Source organism: Enterobacter sp. Ag1 (genome assembly GCA_000277545.1).
Taxonomy (GTDB): Bacteria; Pseudomonadota; Gammaproteobacteria; order Enterobacterales; family Enterobacteriaceae; genus Cedecea.
On the sequence record AKXM01000004.1, the window covers coordinates 74600 to 95294 of the forward strand.

Below are 20695 nucleotides of genomic sequence, written 5' to 3' on the forward strand. Positions count from 1 at the left end.
TTTTGTGACGCAATTCATTAAGAGCGGTAATTAATCGCCCTGTAGAACAGCAAAAAAATCGAACAAATCAAATTTCCCTAAAATCCCTCCGGTTATACTTTCCCTACCTAAAAAGGAGCAGGGATACACCTTTCGCAGCCACCGCCTTTCAGGCAGTGAATACCCTTTGGTCGTATAGCTTTGCGAATTACTAAAATCTGGAGGAATGTCGTGCAAACCTTTCAAGCCGATCTCGCCATTATAGGCGCCGGCGGAGCAGGCCTACGAGCAGCCATTGCGGCGGCCCAGGCTAATCCACAGGCAAAAATCGCTCTGATTTCCAAAGTCTACCCGATGCGCAGCCACACGGTTGCTGCCGAAGGGGGTTCCGCAGCCGTCGCGCAGGATCACGACAGCTTCGACTACCATTTTCACGACACCGTTGCCGGAGGCGACTGGCTGTGTGAGCAGGATGTGGTTGACTACTTCGTTCACCATTGCCCTACCGAAATGACCCAGCTTGAGCAGTGGGGCTGCCCGTGGAGTCGCCGCCCGGACGGCAGCGTCAACGTCAGGCGCTTCGGCGGGATGAAGATCGAACGGACCTGGTTCGCCGCCGACAAAACCGGCTTCCATATGCTCCACACACTCTTCCAGACCTCCCTTCAGTTCCCGCAAATTCAACGCTTCGACGAGCATTTCGTGCTCGATATTCTGGTCGATGACGGCCAGGCGCGCGGCGTCGTCGCTATGAATATGATGGAAGGCGAGCTGGTGCAGATCCGTGCCAATGCGGTGGTGATGGCCACCGGCGGTGCAGGGCGAGTCTATCGCTACAATACCAACGGCGGCATCGTCACCGGGGACGGCATGGGCATGGCGCTGAGCCACGGCGTGCCGCTGCGCGACATGGAGTTTGTGCAATACCATCCAACCGGGCTGCCGGGTTCCGGCATCCTGATGACCGAAGGCTGCCGCGGTGAAGGCGGCATTCTGGTGAACAAAAACGGCTATCGCTACCTGCAGGATTACGGCATGGGGCCGGAAACCCCGCTCGGCGAGCCGAAGAACAAATACATGGAACTCGGCCCGCGCGACAAAGTCTCTCAGGCCTTCTGGCACGAATGGCGCAAAGGCAACACGATCTCCACCCCACGCGGCGACGTGGTGTACCTCGACCTGCGCCACCTCGGCGAGAAAAAACTGCTCGAGCGCCTGCCGTTCATCTGCGAACTGGCCAAAGCCTACGTGGGCGTTGACCCGGTCAAAGAGCCGATCCCGGTTCGCCCAACGGCGCACTACACCATGGGCGGCATCGAGACCGATACCCAATGCGAAACCCGCATCAAAGGGCTGTTCGCAGTGGGCGAATGTTCCTCCGTTGGCCTGCACGGAGCCAACCGTCTGGGCTCTAACTCGCTGGCAGAACTGGTGGTCTTTGGCCGCCTGGCGGGCGAGCAGGCAATGGAGTGCGCCGCACAAGCGCAACCGGCTAACGATGCCGCGCTGAACGCCCAGGCCGCCGATGTTGAAGGCCGCCTGAAGCAGCTAGTCAACCAGGAAGGCAACGAAAACTGGTCAAAAATCCGCGACGAAATGGGGCTTTCTATGGAGGAAGGCTGCGGGATTTACCGTACCCCGGAATTGATGCAGAAAACCGTCGACAAGCTGGCAGAGCTGCAGGAGCGCTTCAAGCGCGTGCGCATCACCGATACCTCCAGCGTCTTCAATACCGACCTGCTGTACACCATTGAACTGGGCCACGGCCTGAACGTTGCCGAATGTATGGCGCACTCCGCCCTTGCACGTAAAGAATCCCGCGGCGCCCACCAGCGTCTGGATGAAGGCTGCACCGAACGCGATGACGTCAACTTCCTGAAGCACACTCTGGCCTTCCGCGACGCCGACGGCACAACTCGCCTCGACTACAGCGATGTGAAGATCACCACGCTGCCGCCAGCAAAACGCGTATACGGCGCTGAAGCGGAAGATGCTGAGAAGAAAAAGGAGAAGGCAAATGGCTGAGATGCAAACCCTGAAGATTGAGATTGTGCGCTACAACCCGGAAACGGACAGCCAGCCGCATAGCGCAATCTACGAGGTGCCGTTTGACGAGCAAACCTCGCTGCTGGACGGGCTGGGTTATATCAAAGATAACCTCGCACCGGACCTCAGCTACCGCTGGTCATGCCGCATGGCGATTTGTGGCTCCTGCGGCATGATGGTCAACAAAGTGCCGAAGCTGGCCTGTAAAACGTTCCTGCGCGAATACACCAACGGCATCAAGGTCGAAGCGCTGGCAAACTTCCCGATTGAGCGCGATTTGGTGGTCGACATGACCCACTTTATCGAAAGCCTGGAGTCGATTAAGCCTTATATCATCGGCAACCCGCGCACGCCGGATCAGGGGCCAAACACGCAGACGCCCGCGCAGATGGCGAAATACCATCAGTTCTCCGGCTGCATCAACTGTGGGCTGTGCTATGCCGCCTGCCCGCAGTTTGGCCTGAACCCTGAGTTTATCGGCCCGGCGGCGATTACCCTCGCCCATCGTTACAACCTGGACAGCCGTGACCACGGCAAGAAACAGCGTATGCCGCAGCTCAACGGGCAAAACGGCGTGTGGAGCTGCACCTTTGTTGGCTACTGCTCCGAAGTTTGTCCAAAACACGTCGATCCGGCCGCGGCCATCCAGCAGGGCAAAGTCGAAAGTTCGAAAGACTTTTTGATTGCCACCCTGAAACCACGCTAAGGAGTGCACCATGACCACGAAACGTAAGCCTTATGTCCGTCCCATGGCGCCAACCTGGTGGCGGCAGCTGGGCTTCTACCGTTTTTATATGCTGCGTGAAGGCACCTCGGTTCCGACAGTCTGGTTCAGCATCGTGCTGATTTATGGTCTTTTCTCGCTGAAACACGGCGTAGAAGGCTGGGCGGGCTTTGTCGGTTTCCTGCAAAACCCGGTGGTTGTCATCCTCAATCTCATTACGCTTGCCGCCGCCGTGCTGCACACCAAAACCTGGTTTGAGCTGGCGCCAAAGGCCGCTAACGTCATCGTTAAGGGCGAGAAAATGGGGCCGGAGCCGGTCATCAAGGGATTGTGGGTTGTCACTGCACTGGTGACTGTCGTTGTGCTGCTTGTAGCACTGTTCTGGTAAGGAGGCTGAGGTGATTAACCAAAATCCAAAACGTTCCGACGAGCCGGTATTCTGGGGCCTGTTTGGCGCAGGTGGCATGTGGGGGGCGATTTTCGCGCCGGTTATCGTGCTGCTGGTTGGTATTATGCTGCCGCTCGGCCTGTTCCCCGGCGATGCGCTGAGCTTTGACCGCGTTTATGCCTTCGCCCACAGCTGGATTGGCCGCCTGTTCCTGCTGCTGATGATTGTGTTGCCGCTGTGGTGTGGCCTGCACCGCATCCACCATGCGATGCATGACCTGAAGATCCACGTGCCGGCCGGAAAATGGGTGTTCTACGGCCTGGCCGCTATTCTGACGGTGGTGACCATTATTGGCCTGCTGACGCTCTAAGTACTCAGCACACACCAAGGCTCGCCATCGCGCGGGCCTTTTTTATTCCATGGCCAACGCCTTCACCCGCTTTCTGTATTCCCCAGGCGAACAGCCAAACTCCCGCATAAAAGCCTTATGGAATGACGATTCGCTGGCGTAGCCCACGGCATCAGCGATAGTGATAATCGAACTTGCTTCACGCGAGAGTTGCTGTGCGGCAATTTGCAGCCTGATTCGGGTCAGCACTGCCAGCGGGGTGGTGCCGCTCACCTCGCGGAACAGCAACGCAAAACTGGCGCGAGACATATGCACTTGTTCAGCCAGCGAGGCGACGGTCCACGGCGTATGCGGTGCATTCAGCATGCTTTGGATTGCCACACCCAGTCGCGGATGCAGCAGCAGGTTCAACTGACTTTTATCCTGAATATTCACCCGTAGCCACTGCCGCAAGCCCAGGGCAATCATCGTGGCACATTGCTGGCTACATACCGCCGCCATACCAGGCTGTGGCACTTCCGCTTCCTGTTGCAGCAGCGCAACGGCCGCCAGCAGCCATGTATGTTCGGGGCTGTCTTGTTCGGGCGCCATCAGCAGGGCCTCCGGCAGCGCCGTCAAAAAATGACGGGAAGCCGAAGATAAATGCAGGCTCCCACAAACGATCCAGGTCTCTTCCTGCCCCTTCTGCCGCAGTCGGTGCGCAGAGTTTTGCGTCAGCACAACCACCTGCCCAGGCAGTAGCGTCAGCTTTTCGCCGGCAGGCAGCTCCAGCCATGCGGCACCTTGCGTAACGGTGTGCCAGCGAATGGTCGCCAGCGATCCCGCCGCATGGGGCAGGCTCCAGCCCGAGCTGAGCAGGCAATTTTTATCAATCGAACCCTGCGGGGCGCTGAACGCCATCAACTGGCTGAGGGGATCCATCGCTCACTCCAAAAAAATCAGACGATAAGACAGGATTTAAAGATACCTGAAGAAATCACATTGACGCCATGCATACACAATGATTGCCATTAACTTAACGGCTGGCTCACTGACGGAGAACCTCCATGCAGACCTATCAGGCAATCATTATTGGTTTTGGTAAAGCAGGTAAAACCCTGGCGGCAACCCTGGCAAAACAAAACTGGAAAGTCGCCATTATCGAGCAATCCGCCGAAATGTACGGCGGTACCTGCATTAACATTGGCTGCATTCCCACCAAAGCGCTGGTCCACGATGCAGAACAGCATCAGGACTTTACGACAGCCATCGCACGTAAGTCTTCAATTGTCAGTTTCCTGCGGGACAAGAATTACCACTTGCTGGCCGACCTGAATAATGTGGACGTTATCAACGGCCACGCAGAGTTTATCGACCGGCATACTGTTCGCGTGATGCAGAACGGTGAAACTATTGAACTGCAGGGGGAGAAAATCTTTATCAACACCGGTGCGCAGTCCGTTCTGCCGCCGATTGACGGGCTGACGGCTACGCCTGGGGTATATGACAGCACCGGGCTGCTTAATCTGACCACGCTCCCAACGCACCTCGGTATTTTGGGCGGCGGCTACATCGGGGTTGAGTTTGCCTCAATGTTTGTCGGTTTCGGCAGCAAGGTCACCATTTTCGAAGCCGCCGAAGATTTTTTGCCGCGTGAGGACCGTGACGTAGCCGCAGCGGTCGCCAACATACTTCAGCAGCAAGGCGTGGAGCTGATCCTAAACGCTAAAGTTCAGCACGTTGAATCCCATGACAACAGGGTGCATTTGCAGACGAACGATAGTGTCTACACGGTTGACGCGCTGCTTGTTGCCTCAGGGCGAAAACCCGCTACGGATACCCTGAACCTGAAAAATGCCGGGATTGATGTCGATGCTCGTGGGGCCATCGTGGTGAATAAATACCTGCGTACCTCTGCAGACAACATCTGGGCAATGGGGGATGTAACCGGCGGGCTACAGTTTACCTATATCTCGCTCGATGACTTCCGTATCGTGCGTGACAGCCTGTTGGGCGAAGGTAAACGCCATACCGGGGACAGAAAAAATGTGCCTTATTCCGTGTTTATGACCCCTCCGCTGTCTCGCATTGGCATGACTGAAGAACAGGCCCAGGCCAGCGGTAAACCCATTCAGATCGTTACGCTTCCCGTGGCGGCAATTCCAAGGGCCAGAGTCATGGGCGACACTCGCGGCTTGCTCAAAGCTATCGTGGATACCTCAACGCAGGAGATCCTCGGCGCATCGCTGCTCTGCCCTGACTCCCATGAGATCATTAACCTGATTAAAACCGTCATGGATGCCGGGCTGCCCTACACCACGCTGCGCGACCAAATTTTCACGCACCCTACCATGAGCGAAGCGCTTAATGACCTGTTTGGGCTGGTAAAATAACCCGCCCTGGTTCTGGCAATCAGGCCCTACGCTTTCTCACACTCTCCGGCTAACCAGCCGGAGAAGTCTCGCATGGCGGGCGTTTCCGCCCTGGACTGGAGCTTTGTCAGCCAGTAACTGCCGAGACTGATTTCAGCCTCAAACGGGCGAACAATCCGCTCGCTGTTCAGCAAGTGGGTAAACATATTCACCGGGGCAAGGGCAACACCCGCGCCAGCCTGTGCGGCTTCAAGCATAGTTACCGAAGAATCAAAAACCATCACCAGATGCGTTGGCGACGGTGGCGCCTCGCCCGCCTCCTGCAGCCATGCCGCCCATTCGTCACGCCGGTAGGAACGCAGGAGCGTATGATTCAGCACGTCCTGCGGGCGCTGGAGTTCAGAAGCCAGCGCAGGAGAACAAAGCGGTGACAGCGGGGCATCACACAGATAAATCGCGTCTGTTCCGTGCCAGGCTCCGCTACCAAATCGCACCGTATAGTCCAACCCCTCCGCCGCCGGATCCACCCGGTTGTTGTGCGTCGAAAGCTGAAGATCGATATGCGGATAGCGACGCCGAAACGCCTCAAGGCGCGGCAGCAGAAAGCCTGTTGCAAAAGTGCCCACCACACCTAGCTTAAGTTTTTCTCTCGCTTGCGCGCCCGAAAACCGATCCAGTACCCCGGCAATGCGGTCAAAGGAATCGTTTAGCACAGGTAACAGGTTTTCACCTTCCGTGGTCAACATCAACCCACGAGAAACGCGCACAAACAGCTGGCAACGCAGATGTTCTTCCAGGGCTTTCACCTGCTGGCTGATGGCAGAATGAGTGATATTCAGCTCGATGGCAGCATGGGTAAAGCTAAGATGCCTGGCTGCGGCTTCAAAAGCGCGCAGAGAGTTTAGCGGGATATAGCTGCGGGTCATGACATTACCTGTTAGAAAATCTTAAGCCTAATGCCAAATTTAATCGTTTGTCATCGGGTGTCAAATCCAACAAACTTGCCTCGTCTGACGGGCCCGGACTGCTATCATCTCTCTAAGGAAGGTTATCCATCATGAAAAAAACCCTTTGCCTGACGCTGCTGCTTGCCGCCTCATGCTCCAGCTTTGCTGCACAAAAAGAACTGACTGCACCGCAGATTGAAAAGCTGGTGAACCGCACCGTTGCCCCGCTAATGAAAGAGCAGGCGATCCCCGGCATGGCGGTGGCCGTTATCTACAAAGGCTACCCGCTGTATTTCACCTGGGGAAAAGCCGATGTGCAGCGCAACGTGCCGGTAACGCAACAAACGTTGTTTGAACTGGGCTCGGTCAGTAAAACCTTTACCGGCGTACTGGGCGGTGATGCTTTGGCGCGCGGCGAAGTTAGCCTTAGCGACCCGGCGCAGAAATACTGGCCTGAGCTGAACGGCAAGCAGTGGAAAGGGATCACCCTGCTGCAGCTTGCCACCTATACCGCCGGTGGCCTGCCGCTGCAGGTGCCGGACGAGGTAACCAACAGCGATGCCCTGCTGAAGTTTTACCAGAACTGGCAGCCGAAGTGGGCACCTGGCACACAGCGCCTCTACGCCAACGCAAGTATTGGACTATTCGGAGCCTTGATGGTGAAACCGTCAGGCATGAGCTTTGAACAGGCGATGTTAAAACGCGTCTTTGAGCCACTGAATCTTCAACACACCTGGATTAACGTGCCGGCGACGGAAGACAGCCACTACGCCTGGGGCTACCGGGACGGCAAAGCCGTGCGCGTCTCGCCGGGCATGCTGGATGCAGAAGCCTACGGCGTGAAATCCAGCATCGAAGATATGGCCCATTGGGTGCAGGCGAATATGGCCCCCGATCGTCTGGGAGACAAAACGTTAGCTCAGGGTATCCAGCTCGCGCAGTCACGTTACTGGCGCGTGGGTAGCATGTATCAGGGGCTTGGCTGGGAAATGCTGAACTGGCCGGTGAAGGGGAAAACGATTATTGATGGCAGTGACAACAAGATCGCCCTTGCGCCGCACCCGGCAACGCTGATTGAGCCTCCAGCACCTGCGGTGAAAGCCTCATGGGTACATAAAACCGGGTCGACAGGCGGCTTTGGCAGCTACGTGGCCTTTATCCCAGAAAAACAGCTGGGTATCGTGATGCTGGCCAACAAAAGCTACCCGAACACCGAGCGAGTAAAAGCCGCTTACGCCATTCTTGAAGCACTGCAATAAAAATGACCACGGCCTGTTGAACACAGGCCGTATTATTTCCGGCTTCGCTCACACTTTATTTCCTGTCGCCATCTACACTTAGCTAAAAAACCTCGGAAGGAATCTGCTATGCGCATTTGGCCCGCTGTCACCGCGCTTGCGGTCGCATTATTCGTTGTCTCCTGTAGCTCACCAACTCCTCCCCCCAGCGTCACGGTCGTGCAAAACTTCGAGGCAAAACGCTTTATCGGCACCTGGTATGAAATTGCGCGAATGGACCACAGCTTTGAAAGCGGCCTGAATCAGGTCACGGCCACCTACAGTTTTATGGATGACGGCGGCCTGCGCGTGATAAACCGGGGATTCAACCCGGACAGGCAGATGTGGCAGCAGGCAGAAGGGAAGGCTTATTTCACCGGAGACCCGAGCGTCGCTGCGCTGAAAGTCTCCTTTTTTGGCCCGTTTTACGGCGGCTATAACGTGATTGCGCTGGATAAAGACTATCGCCATGCGCTGGTATGCGGGCCGGACCTCAGCTATCTGTGGATCCTGTCCCGCACACCAACCATCAGCCACGATCTCAAGCAACAGCTATTGGCTATCGCCGCTCGCCAGGGCTTTGCGGTGGATAAATTGATTTGGGTGAAACAACCAGGCAGTTAATGCGTGGAAAGTTTCAAGCCAATGATCCCGACCACAATCAGAGCCAGGCTAGCCAGACGCATCGGGTTAGCCGACTCTCCCAGCAGCAGAATGCCGGTAATCGCCGCGCCGACGGCACCGATCCCGGTCCACACCGCGTAGGCCGTGCCGGTGGGCAGGGTTTTCATCGCCCAGGCGAGCAAAGCCATGCTGACAACCATCGCGACGATGGTGATAACGCTAGGCCACAGGCGGCTAAAGCCGTGGGTATATTTCAGTCCTACCGCCCAAACAACTTCCAGTAATCCGGCAATTAACAGTACGATCCAGGCCATAACAGCTCCAGTAGAAATGGGGCCGTCCCCGGTGTGAGATGCGCTTGCGGGTCGTCCCGTAAGGCTTAGGTGAGAAGCTGATTTTAGCACCCAAACGGCTGCCTGAAAATCCGTATCCAAATGCTACGCAATGAAATAATCGTTTCACTCGCCGGGCCTTGCTAAGCCTGGAATTGACAGCGAATTCGCGCGTATTTCCGTGATTCATTTTGGCAAATTTATTCATATGATAAAACGTGGTTTGCCAGCCTGCAAACGCCGCAGTAATGATTAACGTGAAGCGTGAAAATGTATAAAATATTATTGGTTGATAGGTGTTACTTCAGCCGTCAGGGACTGACGCACTTGCTCAATCAGAAAAATAATCTGGCTACGGCAGTGAGTATTTCAGAGACAGACAGTTTACTTCTCGCCCGGGAAAAAATTATAAAATGGCAGCCGAATATGGTGATCGCCGACTTCAACAGTTTCTCAACCGCATTGCATAATATCCAACAGCTTTCGACTATTTATTCTGCCTGTGGCGATACGACGCGCCTGCTGCTGCTGCAAAGCGGGCAACACCCCACCATTGCTGAGTACTGCGCGGCGCAAGGCACTAACGATATTTGGGATAAGTCAGTATCATTGTCGGCATTAACGGCATTGATTCAGCAGACTATTGCGACCCGCCCGCCATTCCGTGAAGTGAAACGACATATTACGCCATTACTGACCTTACGCGAAGAGAGAATATTAAAACTCTGGAAGGAAGAGGCGAATAACGAATATATTGCCAGAGTGATGGAAATAAGCGTAAAAACGGTTTACACCTATAAGCGAAACATTCGATTAAAGCTGGGAGCCGACAATAGATTATCGCTTTTTTTAAATATTCCGGAGGCTGTTTTAGAATAACGGTACGGCACTAGCACCGTACCGAACAGTATTATTCCTGCGCTTTTGTTGCCGCACCAGAAATAGCCTTACCGCCGCTTTGTATATCCTCGCCCACGCCGCGGGTGGTGTTACAGGCGGTCAACAAGGATGAAAGAACGACGAGAGAGAAAAACGCAGCAATGGTTTTCTTAATCATGAGCTTTTCCTTATAACTATGTTGTTTGTGTATAGCTTGTTAAGCATAGCTAAAAAAATGAACAACGAAGGAAAAGCGAGGCGATTTCGGATAACTGGCAGGGACTATTTATTGGCTACGCGCTCAATGGCGCCGCCGAGATGTTGCAAGTCTTCGCCAAACCCACGCGTGGTATTACAACCCGACAGCGCAGCGGCCAGCAGCGAGATAAAAAGAATCTGTTTCAACAAACGTTTCATCTTCCCTGCCCTGACAAAGCGGCGGCGCGAGCCTCAGGCACCGCGCCGCGAACCTTCACGAGAATTACTTCACGCGAGAAACGTATTCACCAGAACGGGTGTCAACTTTGATGACTTCGCCGATCTGGACGAACAGCGGAACTTTAACCACAGCGCCGGTGCTCAGGGTTGCTGGCTTGCCGCCGGTCCCTGCAGTGTCACCTTTCAGACCTGGATCGGTTTCAACGATTTCCAGCTCAACAAAGTTCGGTGGGGTAACGGAGATTGGCTGACCATTCCACAGGGTCACGATGCACTCAGCCTGGTCCAGCAGCCATTTAGCGTTTTCGCCAACGGCTTTTTCGTCTGCAGCCAGCTGCTCGAAGGTTTGGTTGTTCATGAAGTGATAGAACTCACCGTCGTTGTACAGGTAAGTCAGGTTCATATCGACAACGTCAGCGCCTTCTGCAGAGTCAGTAGACTTGAAGGTTTTCTCAACGCGGGTACCGGTCAGCAGACGACGCAGCTTAACGCGCGCGAATGCCTGGCCCTTGCCCGGTTTTACGAATTCGCTGGCTTCAACCGCGTACGGTTCGCCATCCATCATGATTTTAAGACCGGCACGGAAATCGTTGCTAGAATAAGTCGCCATAAGGCCCTCTGAATTTGTTAACTGGTAGCTTAGCCAAAAAAATGGCACACATTGTAACCCTAAATCCCCCTCACAGAGAAGATTGGTTAACGCAACTTGCCGATGTTATAACCGATCCTGATGAACTGCTGCACATTTTAAATGTAGCTGACGATGAAGAACTGCTTGCCGGGCGTGAAGCAAGGCGTCTTTTTGCCCTGCGCGTCCCTCGCGCTTTCGTCGCGCGCATGGAAAAAGGTAACCCCAACGACCCGTTACTGCGTCAGGTTTTGACGGCAAAACAGGAGTTCGTTGCCGCGCCCGGTTTCACCACCGATCCGCTGGAAGAGCAACACAGCGTTGTCCCAGGGCTGCTGCATAAGTACCGCAACCGCGCCTTGCTGCTGGTGAAAGGTGGCTGCGCCGTAAACTGCCGCTACTGTTTCCGCCGCCACTTCCCGTATGCCGACAACCAGGGCAACAAACGCAACTGGCAAACGGCGCTGGCGTATATCAGCGAACATCCTGAGCTGGATGAAATTATTTTCTCCGGCGGCGATCCGCTGATGGCCAAAGATCATGAACTGGACTGGCTGATGAGCGCGCTGGAGGCCATTCCTCATATCAAACGCCTGCGTATTCACAGCCGCCTGCCGATTGTCATCCCGGCGCGTATTACCGATGGGCTGGCCGCAAGAATCGCCCGCTCATCGCTTCAGGTGCTGCTGGTTAATCATATTAACCACGCCCAGGAAATTGGCGACGATTTCCGCTCGGCGATGGCAAAGCTACGCCTGGCGGGCGTCACGCTGCTGAATCAAAGCGTGTTACTGCGCGGCGTGAACGACAACGCACAAACCCTGGCCGACCTTAGTAATGCGTTGTTTAATGCGGGCGTGATGCCGTATTACCTGCACGTGCTCGACAGAGTGCAAGGTGCGGCGCACTTTATGGTAGAAGACGAAGAGGCCCGGGCGATTATGCGTGAGCTGCTGACGCTGGTTTCTGGCTATATGGTGCCGAAGCTGGCGAGAGAAATAGGCGGAGAGCCAAGTAAGACGCCGCTGGATTTGCAGCTACGACAAAAGTGAGAGCTTAACGCCCTCACCCTAACCCTCTCCCCCAGGAGAGGGAACCGCTTAGTGCCGCCTTCGACTGTAGAAAAAGCCCCACGACTTTATCCCTTACCAGTGACAGGGAACCGCAAGTCCTTCCTCGATCTCTATCAGTAAAAGCACGTCCGTTTTTCTCCCTCTCCCTGAAGGAGAGGGCCGGGGTGAGGGTAATACTTACCGAATCAGTTCGGGCACTTATAAACCTGACCCGTCATTTGGCTGGCCGTTGGCGCAAAGCTCGAGAGCAGCGTCTGGGTTGGGCTGCTCACGCCGTACAGCACGTTGCCGCCCATTTCGGCCGCATTGTTACGCAGTGCGTTTGCCGCGCCGCGCATAGACCCGCCTTCATCGCCGTGCTGGCCAGACAGCCAGTTGCTCTGTTCCCCGGTCGCGGTGCCTAATAGACGGCATTCGCTTCCTGGTTTGTCTTCAACAAAACGAACGCTCTGGCCGCTGGAGCTAAGCTGATTGCCCGTGCTACATCCTGCCAGCAGCAGCGCTGCCAGAACCACTCCTGATGAGACTTTCATGCGCATGTTATTCCCCGTAATCAAGGTATTGAGCCGTTATTGCCCGGTAAGCACTTATACCAGAGTGTGAACAAAAGAAAAAACCCCCAGACATTTCTGACTGAGGGTTTCTTTAACACAAGGTGCTAAGGCGAATTACATCATGCCGCCCATGCCACCCATGCCGCCCATACCACCAGCAGCGCCTAAGTCAGGAGCATCGCCTTTAGGCAGGTCGGTGACCATGCACTCGGTAGTGATCATCAGGCCCGCCACGGAAGCCGCGTACTGCAGAGCAGAACGGGTAACTTTGGTTGGGTCCAGGATACCGAAATCGATCATGTTGCCGTATTCTTCGGTCGCGGCGTTGTAACCGTAGTTACCTTCGCCCGCTTTCACCGCGTTGGTGACAACGGATGGCTCTTCACCGGCGTTAGAAACGATCTGACGCAGAGGAGCTTCCATCGCGCGCAGCGCAACTTTGATACCCACGTTCTGGTCTTCGTTCTGAGCGGTCAGGCCAGCCAGTTTAGCGGCAACGCGAACCAGCGCTACACCACCACCAGCAACCACGCCTTCTTCAACCGCAGCACGGGTAGCGTGCAGGGCATCGTCGACGCGAGCTTTTTTCTCTTTCATTTCAACTTCGGTAGCCGCACCAACTTTGATTACCGCTACGCCGCCTGCCAGTTTCGCTACGCGCTCCTGCAGTTTTTCGCGGTCATAGTCAGAAGTTGCTTCTTCGATCTGCTTACGGATCTGACCAACGCGGCCCTGAATAGCGGCTTCTTCACCCACGCCATCGATGATGGTGGTGGTGTCTTTGTTGATCACAACGCGTTTAGCCTGGCCGAGGTCTTCCAGGGTCGCTTTTTCCAGCTCCATACCGATCTCTTCAGAGATAACGGTACCGCCGGTCAGGGTAGCGATGTCCTGCAGCATAGCTTTACGGCGGTCGCCGAAGCCAGGTGCTTTAACCGCAGCCACTTTCACGATGCCACGCATGGTGTTAACCACCAGGGTAGCCAGCGCTTCGCCTTCAACATCTTCAGCGATGATAACCAGCGGTTTGCCTGCTTTCGCAACGGCTTCCAGCACTGGCAGCATTTCACGGATGTTGGAGATTTTTTTGTCAGCCAGCAGGATGAACGGGCTTTCCAGCTCAACAGCGCCAGTTTCTGGCTTGTTGATGAAGTATGGGGACAGGTAGCCGCGGTCGAACTGCATACCTTCAACCACGTCCAGTTCGTCTTCCAGACCGGTACCGTCTTCAACGGTGATCACGCCTTCTTTACCGACTTTATCCATCGCTTCAGCGATCAGTTTACCTACGGTTTCGTCGGAGTTAGCGGAGATAGTACCAACCTGAGCAATCGCTTTAGAGTCAGAGCACGGCACGGACAGCGCTTTCAGCTCTTCAACAGCGGCAACAACGGCTTTATCGATACCGCGTTTCAGGTCCATTGGGTTCATGCCCGCAGCAACGGCTTTCAGACCTTCGGTGATGATAGCCTGAGCCAGTACGGTTGCGGTGGTGGTACCGTCGCCTGCAGCGTCGTTCGCTTTAGAGGCAACTTCTTTCACCATCTGTGCGCCCATGTTTTCGAACTTGTCTTCCAGCTCGATTTCACGCGCTACGGAAACGCCATCTTTGGTGATGGTCGGTGCACCGAAAGATTTATCCAGAACCACGTTACGGCCTTTAGGACCGAGGGTAACTTTCACTGCATCTGCCAGTACGTTAACGCCGCGCAGCATTTTTACACGAGCGTCGTTACCGAATTTTACGTCTTTAGCTGCCATTTCTTCTATTCCTCAAATTCGTTCAGGTTCGTGCGTCAAATTACGCTTCAACAATTGCCAGGATGTCGCTTTCGGACATGATCAGCACTTCTTCGTTGTCGATTTTCTCGGACTTCACGCCGTAGCCATCGTTGAAGATAACGATGTCACCCACTTTCACGTCCAGCGGCTGCACGCTACCGTTTTCCAGGATGCGGCCTTTACCGACAGCGATGATCTCGCCACGAGTTGATTTGCCCGCTGCGGAGCCAGTCAGAACGATGCCGCCCGCAGATTTGGACTCAACTTCTTTACGCTTGACGATGACACGATCATGTAATGGACGAATGCTCATTGATAGCTCTCCTTTGAGAAAGTCAGTATCAGATAGTTAGGTAACGCCGTCCCACAGGGGTAATCGGCTGGTGACCTGATTAATGGGGATGCGTTTTCCCCCCTTCAAGGGGGGAAAACAAAAAAAACTAAAATTTAACGATCATCCCGGTGCTGGTCGTCGAGGCGCTTTGGCGCGTCGTCTTTACGCTGGAACTCACCGTCGAATGTATTGCCCCCTTCACTACCGGCGCTAAAACCGCCGCCAGGCATGCGGGAGAAGCGCAAATGCGGCATCAGCTTGAGCGTGAGGTGCTTTTGCACCGGCGGCAACAGCAGCAGCAGACCGAGGAAGTCGGTAAAAAAGCCCGGCAACAGCAGCAAAATACCGGCCATGATCAGCGAGACGCTTTTGATCATCTCCGCCGCAGGGCTTTCGCCTGCCGCCATCTTCTGCTGCATCAGCATCAGGTTTTTAAAGCCCTGGTTACGCACCAGAGAAAGGCCAATCACCGAAGTGAAAATGACCAGAATCAGGGTCATAAAGACCCCCAAAACGTGTGCCACCTGTATGAACAGCGAAATTTCGATGTAAACATAAAGGAAAACGGCAATAAGAGGGATCCAGCGCACTATACGCTCCTGTCATCGGGCGAGCCCGTAAATGGTCTCGCGAAAAATAGATTAGCAATTACGCGTAGGAGGGAGATGGCGACGCTGTAGACAAAGATCAATGTTTATTGCGTGAATTTTTTCTGGAAATTTTCAACTGTTGACCTATATCACATATTAATAATTGTTATGCGTGGCGGCTTTTAATAAGTGATCCAGGTTACTGCTTTTCGCTATCATCAGCATATCATCACGTCAACGCGGTCGAATATGGACATAATCGTCGGCCTATTAAGCTCACAACCACATTTCGTGTGTGTGAATAAAACAGTGCATTTATCTGCAGCTTTACTAAGAAGGTTCACATGTTAAATAACATTCGTATCGAAGAAGATTTGTTGGGTACCAGGGAAGTGCCAGCGGATGCCTACTACGGCGTTCATACTCTGAGAGCGATTGAAAACTTCTACATTAGCAACAGTAAAATCAGTGACATACCGGAATTTGTACGCGGTATGGTGATGGTAAAAAAAGCGGCGGCAATGGCGAACAAGGAACTGCAAACCATTCCTAAGAGCATCGCGAACACCATCATTCAGGCCTGTGATGAAGTCCTGAACAACGGCAAATGCATGGATCAATTCCCGGTAGACGTCTACCAGGGCGGCGCCGGTACTTCCGTCAACATGAACACCAACGAAGTCCTCGCTAACATCGGTCTGGAACTGATGGGCCACCAGAAAGGTGAATACCAGTTCCTGAACCCGAACGACCACGTCAACAAATGCCAGTCCACTAACGACGCCTACCCAACCGGCTTCCGCATCGCAGTTTATGCTTCCATCGTGAAACTGATCGATGCCATTAATCAGCTGGGCGAAGGCTTCCAGCGTAAAGCGGTTGAGTTTTCTGAGATCCTGAAAATGGGCCGCACCCAGCTTCAGGACGCTGTTCCGATGACCCTCGGTCAGGAGTTCCACGCGTTCAACGTGCTGCTGACTGAAGAGACTAAAAACCTGCTGCGCACCGCTGAACTGCTGCTGGAAGTGAACCTTGGCGCAACCGCCATCGGTACCCGCCTCAACACGCCAGATGGCTACCAGCAGCTGGCCGTACAGAAACTGGCAGAAGTCAGCGGCCTGGCCTGCGTACCAGCAGAAGACCTGATTGAAGCCACTTCCGACTGCGGCGCATACGTAATGGTGCACAGCTCCCTGAAGCGCCTGGCCGTGAAAATGTCCAAAATCTGTAACGACCTGCGCCTGCTCTCTTCCGGCCCGCGCGCTGGCCTGAACGAAATCAACCTGCCAGAACTGCAGGCGGGTTCTTCTATCATGCCGGCCAAAGTGAACCCGGTTGTCCCGGAAGTGGTGAATCAGGTTTGCTTCAAAGTCATCGGCAACGACACCACGGTGACCATGGCATCCGAAGCAGGTCAGCTGCAGCTGAACGTGATGGAGCCGGTGATTGGCCAGGCAATGTTCGAATCCATTCATATCCTGACCAACGCCTGCTACAACCTGCTGGAAAAATGCATTAACGGCATCACCGCGAATAAAGAAGTGTGTGAGAGCTACGTGTACAACTCCATCGGTATCGTGACCTACCTGAACCCGTTCATTGGCCACCACAACGGCGACATCGTCGGCAAGATCTGCGCAGAAACCGGCAAGAGCGTGCGCGAGGTCGTGCTAGAGCGCGGCCTGCTGACCGAAGCCGAGCTGGACGATATCTTCTCCGTCCACAACCTGATGCACCCGGTCTACAAAGCTAAGCGCTATACCGATGAAAGCGAACAATAACTCATCCACATAAACGCCAAAAGGCACGTCCAGTCGGACGTGCCTTTTTCATTTTAACGGTATACGAAAACATAACATTTCATTTTCATCTCATTTAAATCTCAAGGATGCAATTATGTTTGGTGCTGAACTCGTGGTCGTCCTGCTGGCGATCTATCTCGGGGCAAGGCTGGGAGGGATCGGTATTGGTTTTGCCGGTGGTCTCGGCGTGCTGGTGCTTACCCTTATCTTCCAGATCAAACCGGGGGCAATCCCCTTCGACGTGATTGAAATTATCATGGCGGTGATCGCCGCGATTGCGGCCATGCAGGTCGCGGGCGGCATGGACTACCTGGTCAGCCTTGCGGAACGCATGCTGCGCCGCCATCCGAAATACATCACCTTCCTTGCGCCACTGGTCACCTGGTTTATGACCATTCTGGCCGGGACCGGCCACACGGCCTTTTCCACGCTGCCGGTGATTACCGAAGTGGCAAAAGAGCAGGGCATTCGCCCTTCTCGCCCGCTTTCTATCGCCGTTGTCGCCTCACAAATTGCCATTACGGCATCGCCGATTTCCGCTGCAGTGGTGTTTTTTGCCGGCATTCTGGAGCCGATGGGCGTGAGCTACCTGACGCTGCTAGGTATCTGTATCCCGGTCACGCTGATTGCCGTGATGCTAACCGCGGTGGTGTGTAACTTCCTCGGCTGCGAGCTGAAAGACGATCCGGTTTACCAGGAACGTCTTGCCAAAGGCGAAGTGAAGCTGCGCGGTAGCCAGGTCTTCGAGCTGAAGCCGCACGCCAAGCGTTCGGTGCTGCTATTCCTGATCGGTATTGTCGCCGTGATGTTCTATGCCACCGCGATCAGCGACACCGTCGGCCTGATTCAGAACCCGGTTCTGCCGCGTAACGAAGCGATTGTTGTGTTTATGCTCACCATCGCCACGCTGATTAGCATCACCTGTAAAATCGACACTGGCGAAGTGCTGAACGCCAGCACCTTTAAGTCCGGCATGAGCGCCTGTATTTGCGTACTCGGCGTTGCATGGCTGGGCGATACCTTCGTTAAGTCCCATATCAGCGACATTCAGGCGGTTGCCGGTGACCTGCTGAACGGTTACCCGTGGCTGCTGGCTGTGGTGCTGTTCTTCGCGGCCACCTTGCTCTATTCCCAGGCAGCCACAACGAAAGCGCTGATGCCTGCGGCCCTGCTGCTCGGCGTCACGCCATTAACCGCCGTCGCCTCTTTTGCAGCGGTATCTGCGCTGTTCGTCCTGCCAACCTACCCGACGCTGCTGGCAGCGGTCGAAATGGACGACACCGGCTCAACCCGTATCGGCAAATATGTGTTCAACCACGCCTTCCTGATCCCCGGCGTCATTGCCATTACTTTGTGCGTTATCCTCGGCTTTATCATCGGCGGGATCGTACTGTAAATCTCCGCCAGACGCGGGCTGCAATGCAGCCCGTTTTCTTCTGCTCATGTTATAGTCATCGCACTTTCTTCTCAGATGAGGTTTGCGATGTCGATGACCCAGGCTGTCGTTGTACTCTGTACCGCCCCGGATGAAGCCACCGCGCAGGATCTGGCCGCGAAAGTGCTGGCGGAGAAACTTGCCGCCTGCGTGACGCTGCTGCCGGGCGCAACTTCGCTCTATTACTGGGAAGGAAAGCTGGAGCAGGAGTACGAAGTCCAAATGCTGCTCAAGAGCGACGTGGAACACCAGGAGGCACTGCTTGCCTGCCTGAAAACCCATCACCCTTATCAAACGCCAGAACTACTGGTTCTGCCAGTTGCACACGGAAACAGTGAATATCTCTCATGGCTCTACGCATCATTACGCTAGTCCTGCTGTTATGCAGTTCGCAGGCCTTCGCCGGGCTGTTTGACGCCCAGAATAAAACGCAGTTTGTCCCGGTCGACCAGGCTTTTGCCTTTGACTTTCAGCAGGCCGAGCACAAGCTGACGCTCAGCTGGCAGATAAAACCCGGCTATTATCTCTATCGCCAGCAGATCAAAGTGGTGCCCACCAGCGCGGACATTACGCCCCTGGTTATGCCTAAAGGCACCTGGCACGAAGATGAGTTCTACGGCAAAACGGAGATCTTCACCCAGCAGCTAACTCTGCCCATTACGGTAAATGCCGCCAATAAAGGTTCGTCCGTCAGCGTCACTTACCAGGGTTGTGCCGAAGCCGGATTCTGCTATCCGCCGGAAACGCGCGTTGTGCCGTTGAGTGCTATTGCTGCGTCGGCTAATGATGCCAATGTGTCTTCCTCCCTCTCTCCATCAAGAGACGAGGCCAATGTGTCTTCCTCCCTCTCCCCATCAAGAGACGAGGCCAATATTTCTTCCTCCCTCTCCCCTTCTGGGGAGAGGGCCGGAGTGAGGGGAACAGACAGCTCCGCACCCGCATCGCTCCCCTTCTCCGCGCTGTGGGCCTTCCTGATCGGCATCGGCATCGCCTTCACGCCCTGCGTGCTGCCGATGTACCCGCTCATTTCCGGCATCGTACTAGGTGGTAAACAACGCCTGTCCACTGCCCGGGCGCTGCTGCTGGCCTTTGTATACGTCCAGGGCATGGCGCTGACCTACACCGCACTCGGTCTTGTCGTTGCCGCCGCAGGACTCCAGTTCCAGGCTGCACTCCAGCACCCATACGTGCTGATTGGCCTGTCGGCGCTCTTTATCCTGCTCGCCGCCTCGATGTTCGGTCTGTTCACGCTGCAGCTGCCCTCGTCGCTGCAAACGCGCCTGGCGCTGATGAGCAACCGCCAGCAGGGCGGCTCGGCGGGCGGCGTCTTTGCTATGGGCGCGCTGGCCGGGCTTATCTGCTCGCCGTGCACCACCGCGCCGCTTAGCGCTATCCTGCTGTACATCGCGCAAAGCGGAAATATGTGGCTCGGCGGCGGCACGCTTTACCTCTACGCGCTGGGCATGGGCCTGCCGCTAATCCTGATTACCGTCTTCGGTAATCGCCTGCTGCCGAAAAGCGGGCCGTGGATGGAAAGCGTCAAAACCGCCTTTGGTTTTGTGATTCTGGCGCTGCCGGTCTTCCTGCTGGAACGCGTGCTGGGCGACATCTGGGGGCTGAGGCTGTGGGGCCTGCTGGGCGTCGCCTTCTTCAGTTGGGCATTTATCACCAGCCTTGGAGCAAAGAAGCCCTGGCTACGCATGCTACAAATTATTCTTCTGGGTGCCGCGCTGGTGTCCGCTCGTCCGCTGCAGGACTGGGCTTTTGGCTCTCCGGCATCCGTTCAATCCGTCCCTCACCTCAGCTTTAACAAAATAGCCAACGTTGAGCAGCTCGACGCCGCGCTAGCCGGGGCGAAAGGCAAACCGGTGATGTTAGATTTGTACGCCGACTGGTGCGTGGCGTGTAAAGAGTTTGAGAAATACACCTTTAGCGATCCGCAGGTGCAAAAAGCGCTGTCTGGCACCGTTTTACTGCAGGCCGATGTCACGGCAAATAACGCCGACGACAAAGCCCTGCTGAAGCATTTACAGGTGCTTGGCCTGCCAACCATTTTATTCTTTGATGCTAACGGCGTTGAACAACCGGCAGACCGCGTCACAGGCTTTATGGACGCCTCCGCGTTCAGCGAGCATTTGCGCAATCGCAGCCAGTAAACAACAC

General features: G+C 55.1%; 23 protein-coding genes. 13 read left to right on the forward strand and 10 right to left on the reverse strand.

From position 1 onward, the window contains the following. The first annotated feature begins 210 nt into the window (after positions 1 to 210). The 4 genes from frdA to frdD are packed head-to-tail and all read left to right on the forward strand — an operon-like array spanning position 211 to position 3507. Positions 211 to 2004, forward strand: coding sequence for a fumarate reductase (quinol) flavoprotein subunit (gene frdA / locus A936_RS01060; RefSeq protein WP_008453739.1), 1794 nt, complete (start codon positions 211 to 213; stop codon positions 2002 to 2004). Next, the gene (locus A936_RS01065) at positions 1997 to 2731 is read left to right on the forward strand and encodes a succinate dehydrogenase/fumarate reductase iron-sulfur subunit (RefSeq protein ID WP_008453741.1); all 735 of its coding nucleotides are present in this window, start codon (positions 1997 to 1999) and stop codon (positions 2729 to 2731) included. Before frdA ends, A936_RS01065 begins: the two co-directional genes overlap by 8 nt. Positions 2732 to 2741: 10 nt before the next feature. Beyond that, on the forward strand, positions 2742 to 3137 hold the full coding sequence (frdC, locus tag A936_RS01070) for a fumarate reductase subunit FrdC (RefSeq protein WP_008453742.1): 396 nt from the start codon (positions 2742 to 2744) through the stop codon (positions 3135 to 3137). 10 nt (positions 3138 to 3147) lie between these two features. Continuing rightward, positions 3148 to 3507, forward strand: a complete 360-nt coding sequence (gene frdD, locus A936_RS01075; RefSeq protein WP_008453743.1) for a fumarate reductase subunit FrdD — start codon at positions 3148 to 3150, stop codon at positions 3505 to 3507. A gap of 42 nt (positions 3508 to 3549) precedes the next feature. On the opposite strand, the gene rclR is transcribed toward frdD, so the two are convergent. Further along, entirely contained in the window at positions 3550 to 4407 is an 858-nt protein-coding gene (rclR, locus tag A936_RS01080; protein ID WP_008453745.1) for a reactive chlorine-specific transcriptional regulator RclR, read from the reverse strand. 125 nt (positions 4408 to 4532) lie between these two features. Between rclR and rclA the strand changes: the two genes are divergently transcribed. Next, positions 4533 to 5858, forward strand: coding sequence for a reactive chlorine resistance oxidoreductase RclA (rclA, locus tag A936_RS01085; RefSeq protein WP_008453747.1), 1326 nt, complete (start codon positions 4533 to 4535; stop codon positions 5856 to 5858). Between the two features lie 26 nt (positions 5859 to 5884). On the opposite strand, the gene ampR is transcribed toward rclA, so the two are convergent. Then, a complete protein-coding gene (gene ampR, locus A936_RS01090) occupies positions 5885 to 6763 on the reverse strand; it encodes a LysR family transcriptional regulator AmpR (RefSeq protein ID WP_008453749.1) in 879 nt (292 codons plus the stop codon). A 128-nt stretch (positions 6764 to 6891) separates the two neighbouring features. On the opposite strand from ampR, the gene ampC reads away from it, so the two are divergent. Further along, a complete protein-coding gene (gene ampC, locus A936_RS01095) occupies positions 6892 to 8043 on the forward strand; it encodes a CMY2/MIR/ACT/EC family class C beta-lactamase (protein ID WP_083845834.1) in 1152 nt (383 codons plus the stop codon). Between the two features lie 108 nt (positions 8044 to 8151). Continuing rightward, positions 8152 to 8685, forward strand: a complete 534-nt coding sequence (gene blc, locus A936_RS01100; protein ID WP_008453753.1) for an outer membrane lipoprotein Blc — start codon at positions 8152 to 8154, stop codon at positions 8683 to 8685. Here the strand turns inward: blc and sugE are convergent. Then, positions 8682 to 8999, reverse strand: a complete 318-nt coding sequence (gene sugE, locus A936_RS01105) for a quaternary ammonium compound efflux SMR transporter SugE (protein ID WP_008453755.1) — start codon at positions 8997 to 8999, stop codon at positions 8682 to 8684. The two genes, blc and sugE, sit on opposite strands and share 4 nt — an antisense overlap. 288 nt (positions 9000 to 9287) lie before the next feature. Between sugE and A936_RS01110 the strand changes: the two genes are divergently transcribed. Next, complete coding sequence (locus A936_RS01110; RefSeq protein ID WP_008453758.1) at positions 9288 to 9896, forward strand: LuxR C-terminal-related transcriptional regulator; 609 nt, start codon at positions 9288 to 9290, stop codon at positions 9894 to 9896. A 31-nt stretch (positions 9897 to 9927) separates the two neighbouring features. On the opposite strand, the gene ecnB is transcribed toward A936_RS01110, so the two are convergent. The 3 genes from ecnB to efp all read right to left on the reverse strand — a co-directional run bounded on the left by ecnB (position 9928) and on the right by efp (position 10944). Continuing rightward, positions 9928 to 10074 carry a lipoprotein toxin entericidin B gene (gene ecnB / locus A936_RS01115; RefSeq protein WP_008453759.1) on the reverse strand — a complete coding sequence of 49 codons (147 nt, stop codon included), beginning with the start codon at positions 10072 to 10074 and terminating at the stop codon, positions 9928 to 9930. 104 nt (positions 10075 to 10178) lie between these two features. Then, positions 10179 to 10313: an entericidin A/B family lipoprotein gene (locus tag A936_RS01120; RefSeq protein WP_008453762.1), complete on the reverse strand. Its 135-nt coding sequence runs from the start codon at positions 10311 to 10313 to the stop codon at positions 10179 to 10181. Between the two features lie 64 nt (positions 10314 to 10377). After that, entirely contained in the window at positions 10378 to 10944 is a 567-nt protein-coding gene (gene efp / locus A936_RS01125; RefSeq protein WP_008453764.1) for an elongation factor P, read from the reverse strand. Between the two features lie 41 nt (positions 10945 to 10985). On the opposite strand from efp, the gene epmB reads away from it, so the two are divergent. Then, a complete protein-coding gene (epmB, locus tag A936_RS01130; RefSeq protein ID WP_008453766.1) occupies positions 10986 to 12014 on the forward strand; it encodes an EF-P beta-lysylation protein EpmB in 1029 nt (342 codons plus the stop codon). A gap of 206 nt (positions 12015 to 12220) precedes the next feature. Here epmB and A936_RS01135 read toward each other — a convergent pair whose 3' ends face one another. The 4 genes from A936_RS01135 to A936_RS01150 all read right to left on the reverse strand — a co-directional run bounded on the left by A936_RS01135 (position 12221) and on the right by A936_RS01150 (position 15295). Then, positions 12221 to 12574, reverse strand: a complete 354-nt coding sequence (locus tag A936_RS01135) for a DUF4156 domain-containing protein (RefSeq protein ID WP_008453768.1) — start codon at positions 12572 to 12574, stop codon at positions 12221 to 12223. Positions 12575 to 12703: 129 nt separating this feature from the next. Further along, a complete protein-coding gene (gene groL / locus A936_RS01140) occupies positions 12704 to 14350 on the reverse strand; it encodes a chaperonin GroEL (RefSeq protein ID WP_008453770.1) in 1647 nt (548 codons plus the stop codon). 40 nt (positions 14351 to 14390) lie between these two features. Further along, positions 14391 to 14684 carry a co-chaperone GroES gene (locus A936_RS01145; RefSeq protein WP_008453772.1) on the reverse strand — a complete coding sequence of 98 codons (294 nt, stop codon included), beginning with the start codon at positions 14682 to 14684 and terminating at the stop codon, positions 14391 to 14393. Between the two features lie 134 nt (positions 14685 to 14818). Then, positions 14819 to 15295: an FxsA family protein gene (locus tag A936_RS01150; protein ID WP_008453773.1), complete on the reverse strand. Its 477-nt coding sequence runs from the start codon at positions 15293 to 15295 to the stop codon at positions 14819 to 14821. A 344-nt stretch (positions 15296 to 15639) separates the two neighbouring features. On the opposite strand from A936_RS01150, the gene aspA reads away from it, so the two are divergent. The 4 genes from aspA (at position 15640) to A936_RS01170 (ending at position 20688) form a co-directional block, all read left to right on the forward strand. Continuing rightward, positions 15640 to 17076, forward strand: a complete 1437-nt coding sequence (aspA, locus tag A936_RS01155) for an aspartate ammonia-lyase (protein WP_008453774.1) — start codon at positions 15640 to 15642, stop codon at positions 17074 to 17076. A gap of 115 nt (positions 17077 to 17191) precedes the next feature. Continuing rightward, positions 17192 to 18493 (forward strand): anaerobic C4-dicarboxylate transporter, encoded by a 1302-nt coding sequence (locus A936_RS01160; RefSeq protein ID WP_008453775.1) that lies wholly within the window; start codon positions 17192 to 17194, stop codon positions 18491 to 18493. Between the two features lie 87 nt (positions 18494 to 18580). After that, a complete protein-coding gene (cutA, locus tag A936_RS01165) occupies positions 18581 to 18904 on the forward strand; it encodes a divalent cation tolerance protein CutA (RefSeq protein WP_008453776.1) in 324 nt (107 codons plus the stop codon). Then, on the forward strand, positions 18880 to 20688 hold the full coding sequence (locus A936_RS01170) for a protein-disulfide reductase DsbD (RefSeq protein WP_008453777.1): 1809 nt from the start codon (positions 18880 to 18882) through the stop codon (positions 20686 to 20688). The genes cutA and A936_RS01170 overlap by 25 nt, the downstream gene beginning before the upstream one ends. Positions 20689 to 20695 lie beyond the last annotated feature (7 nt).

Bases quoted from the DNA above. Each gene is read 5' to 3' on its own strand.
- A936_RS01065 (WP_008453741.1), top strand. From the start codon at position 1,997: ATGGCTGAGATGCAAACCCTGAAGATTGAGATTGTGCGCTACAACCCG.
- frdC (WP_008453742.1), top strand. From the start codon at position 2,742: ATGACCACGAAACGTAAGCCTTATGTCCGTCCCATGGCGCCAACCTGG.
- rclR (WP_008453745.1), bottom strand. From the start codon at position 4,407: ATGGATCCCCTCAGCCAGTTGATGGCGTTCAGCGCCCCGCAGGGTTCG.
- rclA (WP_008453747.1), top strand. From the start codon at position 4,533: ATGCAGACCTATCAGGCAATCATTATTGGTTTTGGTAAAGCAGGTAAA.
- ampR (WP_008453749.1), bottom strand. From the start codon at position 6,763: ATGACCCGCAGCTATATCCCGCTAAACTCTCTGCGCGCTTTTGAAGCC.
- blc (WP_008453753.1), top strand. From the start codon at position 8,152: ATGCGCATTTGGCCCGCTGTCACCGCGCTTGCGGTCGCATTATTCGTT.
- sugE (WP_008453755.1), bottom strand. From the start codon at position 8,999: ATGGCCTGGATCGTACTGTTAATTGCCGGATTACTGGAAGTTGTTTGG.
- A936_RS01110 (WP_008453758.1), top strand. From the start codon at position 9,288: ATGTATAAAATATTATTGGTTGATAGGTGTTACTTCAGCCGTCAGGGA.
- ecnB (WP_008453759.1), bottom strand. From the start codon at position 10,074: ATGATTAAGAAAACCATTGCTGCGTTTTTCTCTCTCGTCGTTCTTTCA.
- A936_RS01120 (WP_008453762.1), bottom strand. From the start codon at position 10,313: ATGAAACGTTTGTTGAAACAGATTCTTTTTATCTCGCTGCTGGCCGCT.
- efp (WP_008453764.1), bottom strand. From the start codon at position 10,944: ATGGCGACTTATTCTAGCAACGATTTCCGTGCCGGTCTTAAAATCATG.
- epmB (WP_008453766.1), top strand. From the start codon at position 10,986: ATGGCACACATTGTAACCCTAAATCCCCCTCACAGAGAAGATTGGTTA.
- A936_RS01135 (WP_008453768.1), bottom strand. From the start codon at position 12,574: ATGCGCATGAAAGTCTCATCAGGAGTGGTTCTGGCAGCGCTGCTGCTG.
- groL (WP_008453770.1), bottom strand. From the start codon at position 14,350: ATGGCAGCTAAAGACGTAAAATTCGGTAACGACGCTCGTGTAAAAATG.
- A936_RS01145 (WP_008453772.1), bottom strand. From the start codon at position 14,684: ATGAGCATTCGTCCATTACATGATCGTGTCATCGTCAAGCGTAAAGAA.
- aspA (WP_008453774.1), top strand. From the start codon at position 15,640: ATGTTAAATAACATTCGTATCGAAGAAGATTTGTTGGGTACCAGGGAA.
- A936_RS01160 (WP_008453775.1), top strand. From the start codon at position 17,192: ATGTTTGGTGCTGAACTCGTGGTCGTCCTGCTGGCGATCTATCTCGGG.
- cutA (WP_008453776.1), top strand. From the start codon at position 18,581: ATGTCGATGACCCAGGCTGTCGTTGTACTCTGTACCGCCCCGGATGAA.
- A936_RS01170 (WP_008453777.1), top strand. From the start codon at position 18,880: ATGGCTCTACGCATCATTACGCTAGTCCTGCTGTTATGCAGTTCGCAG.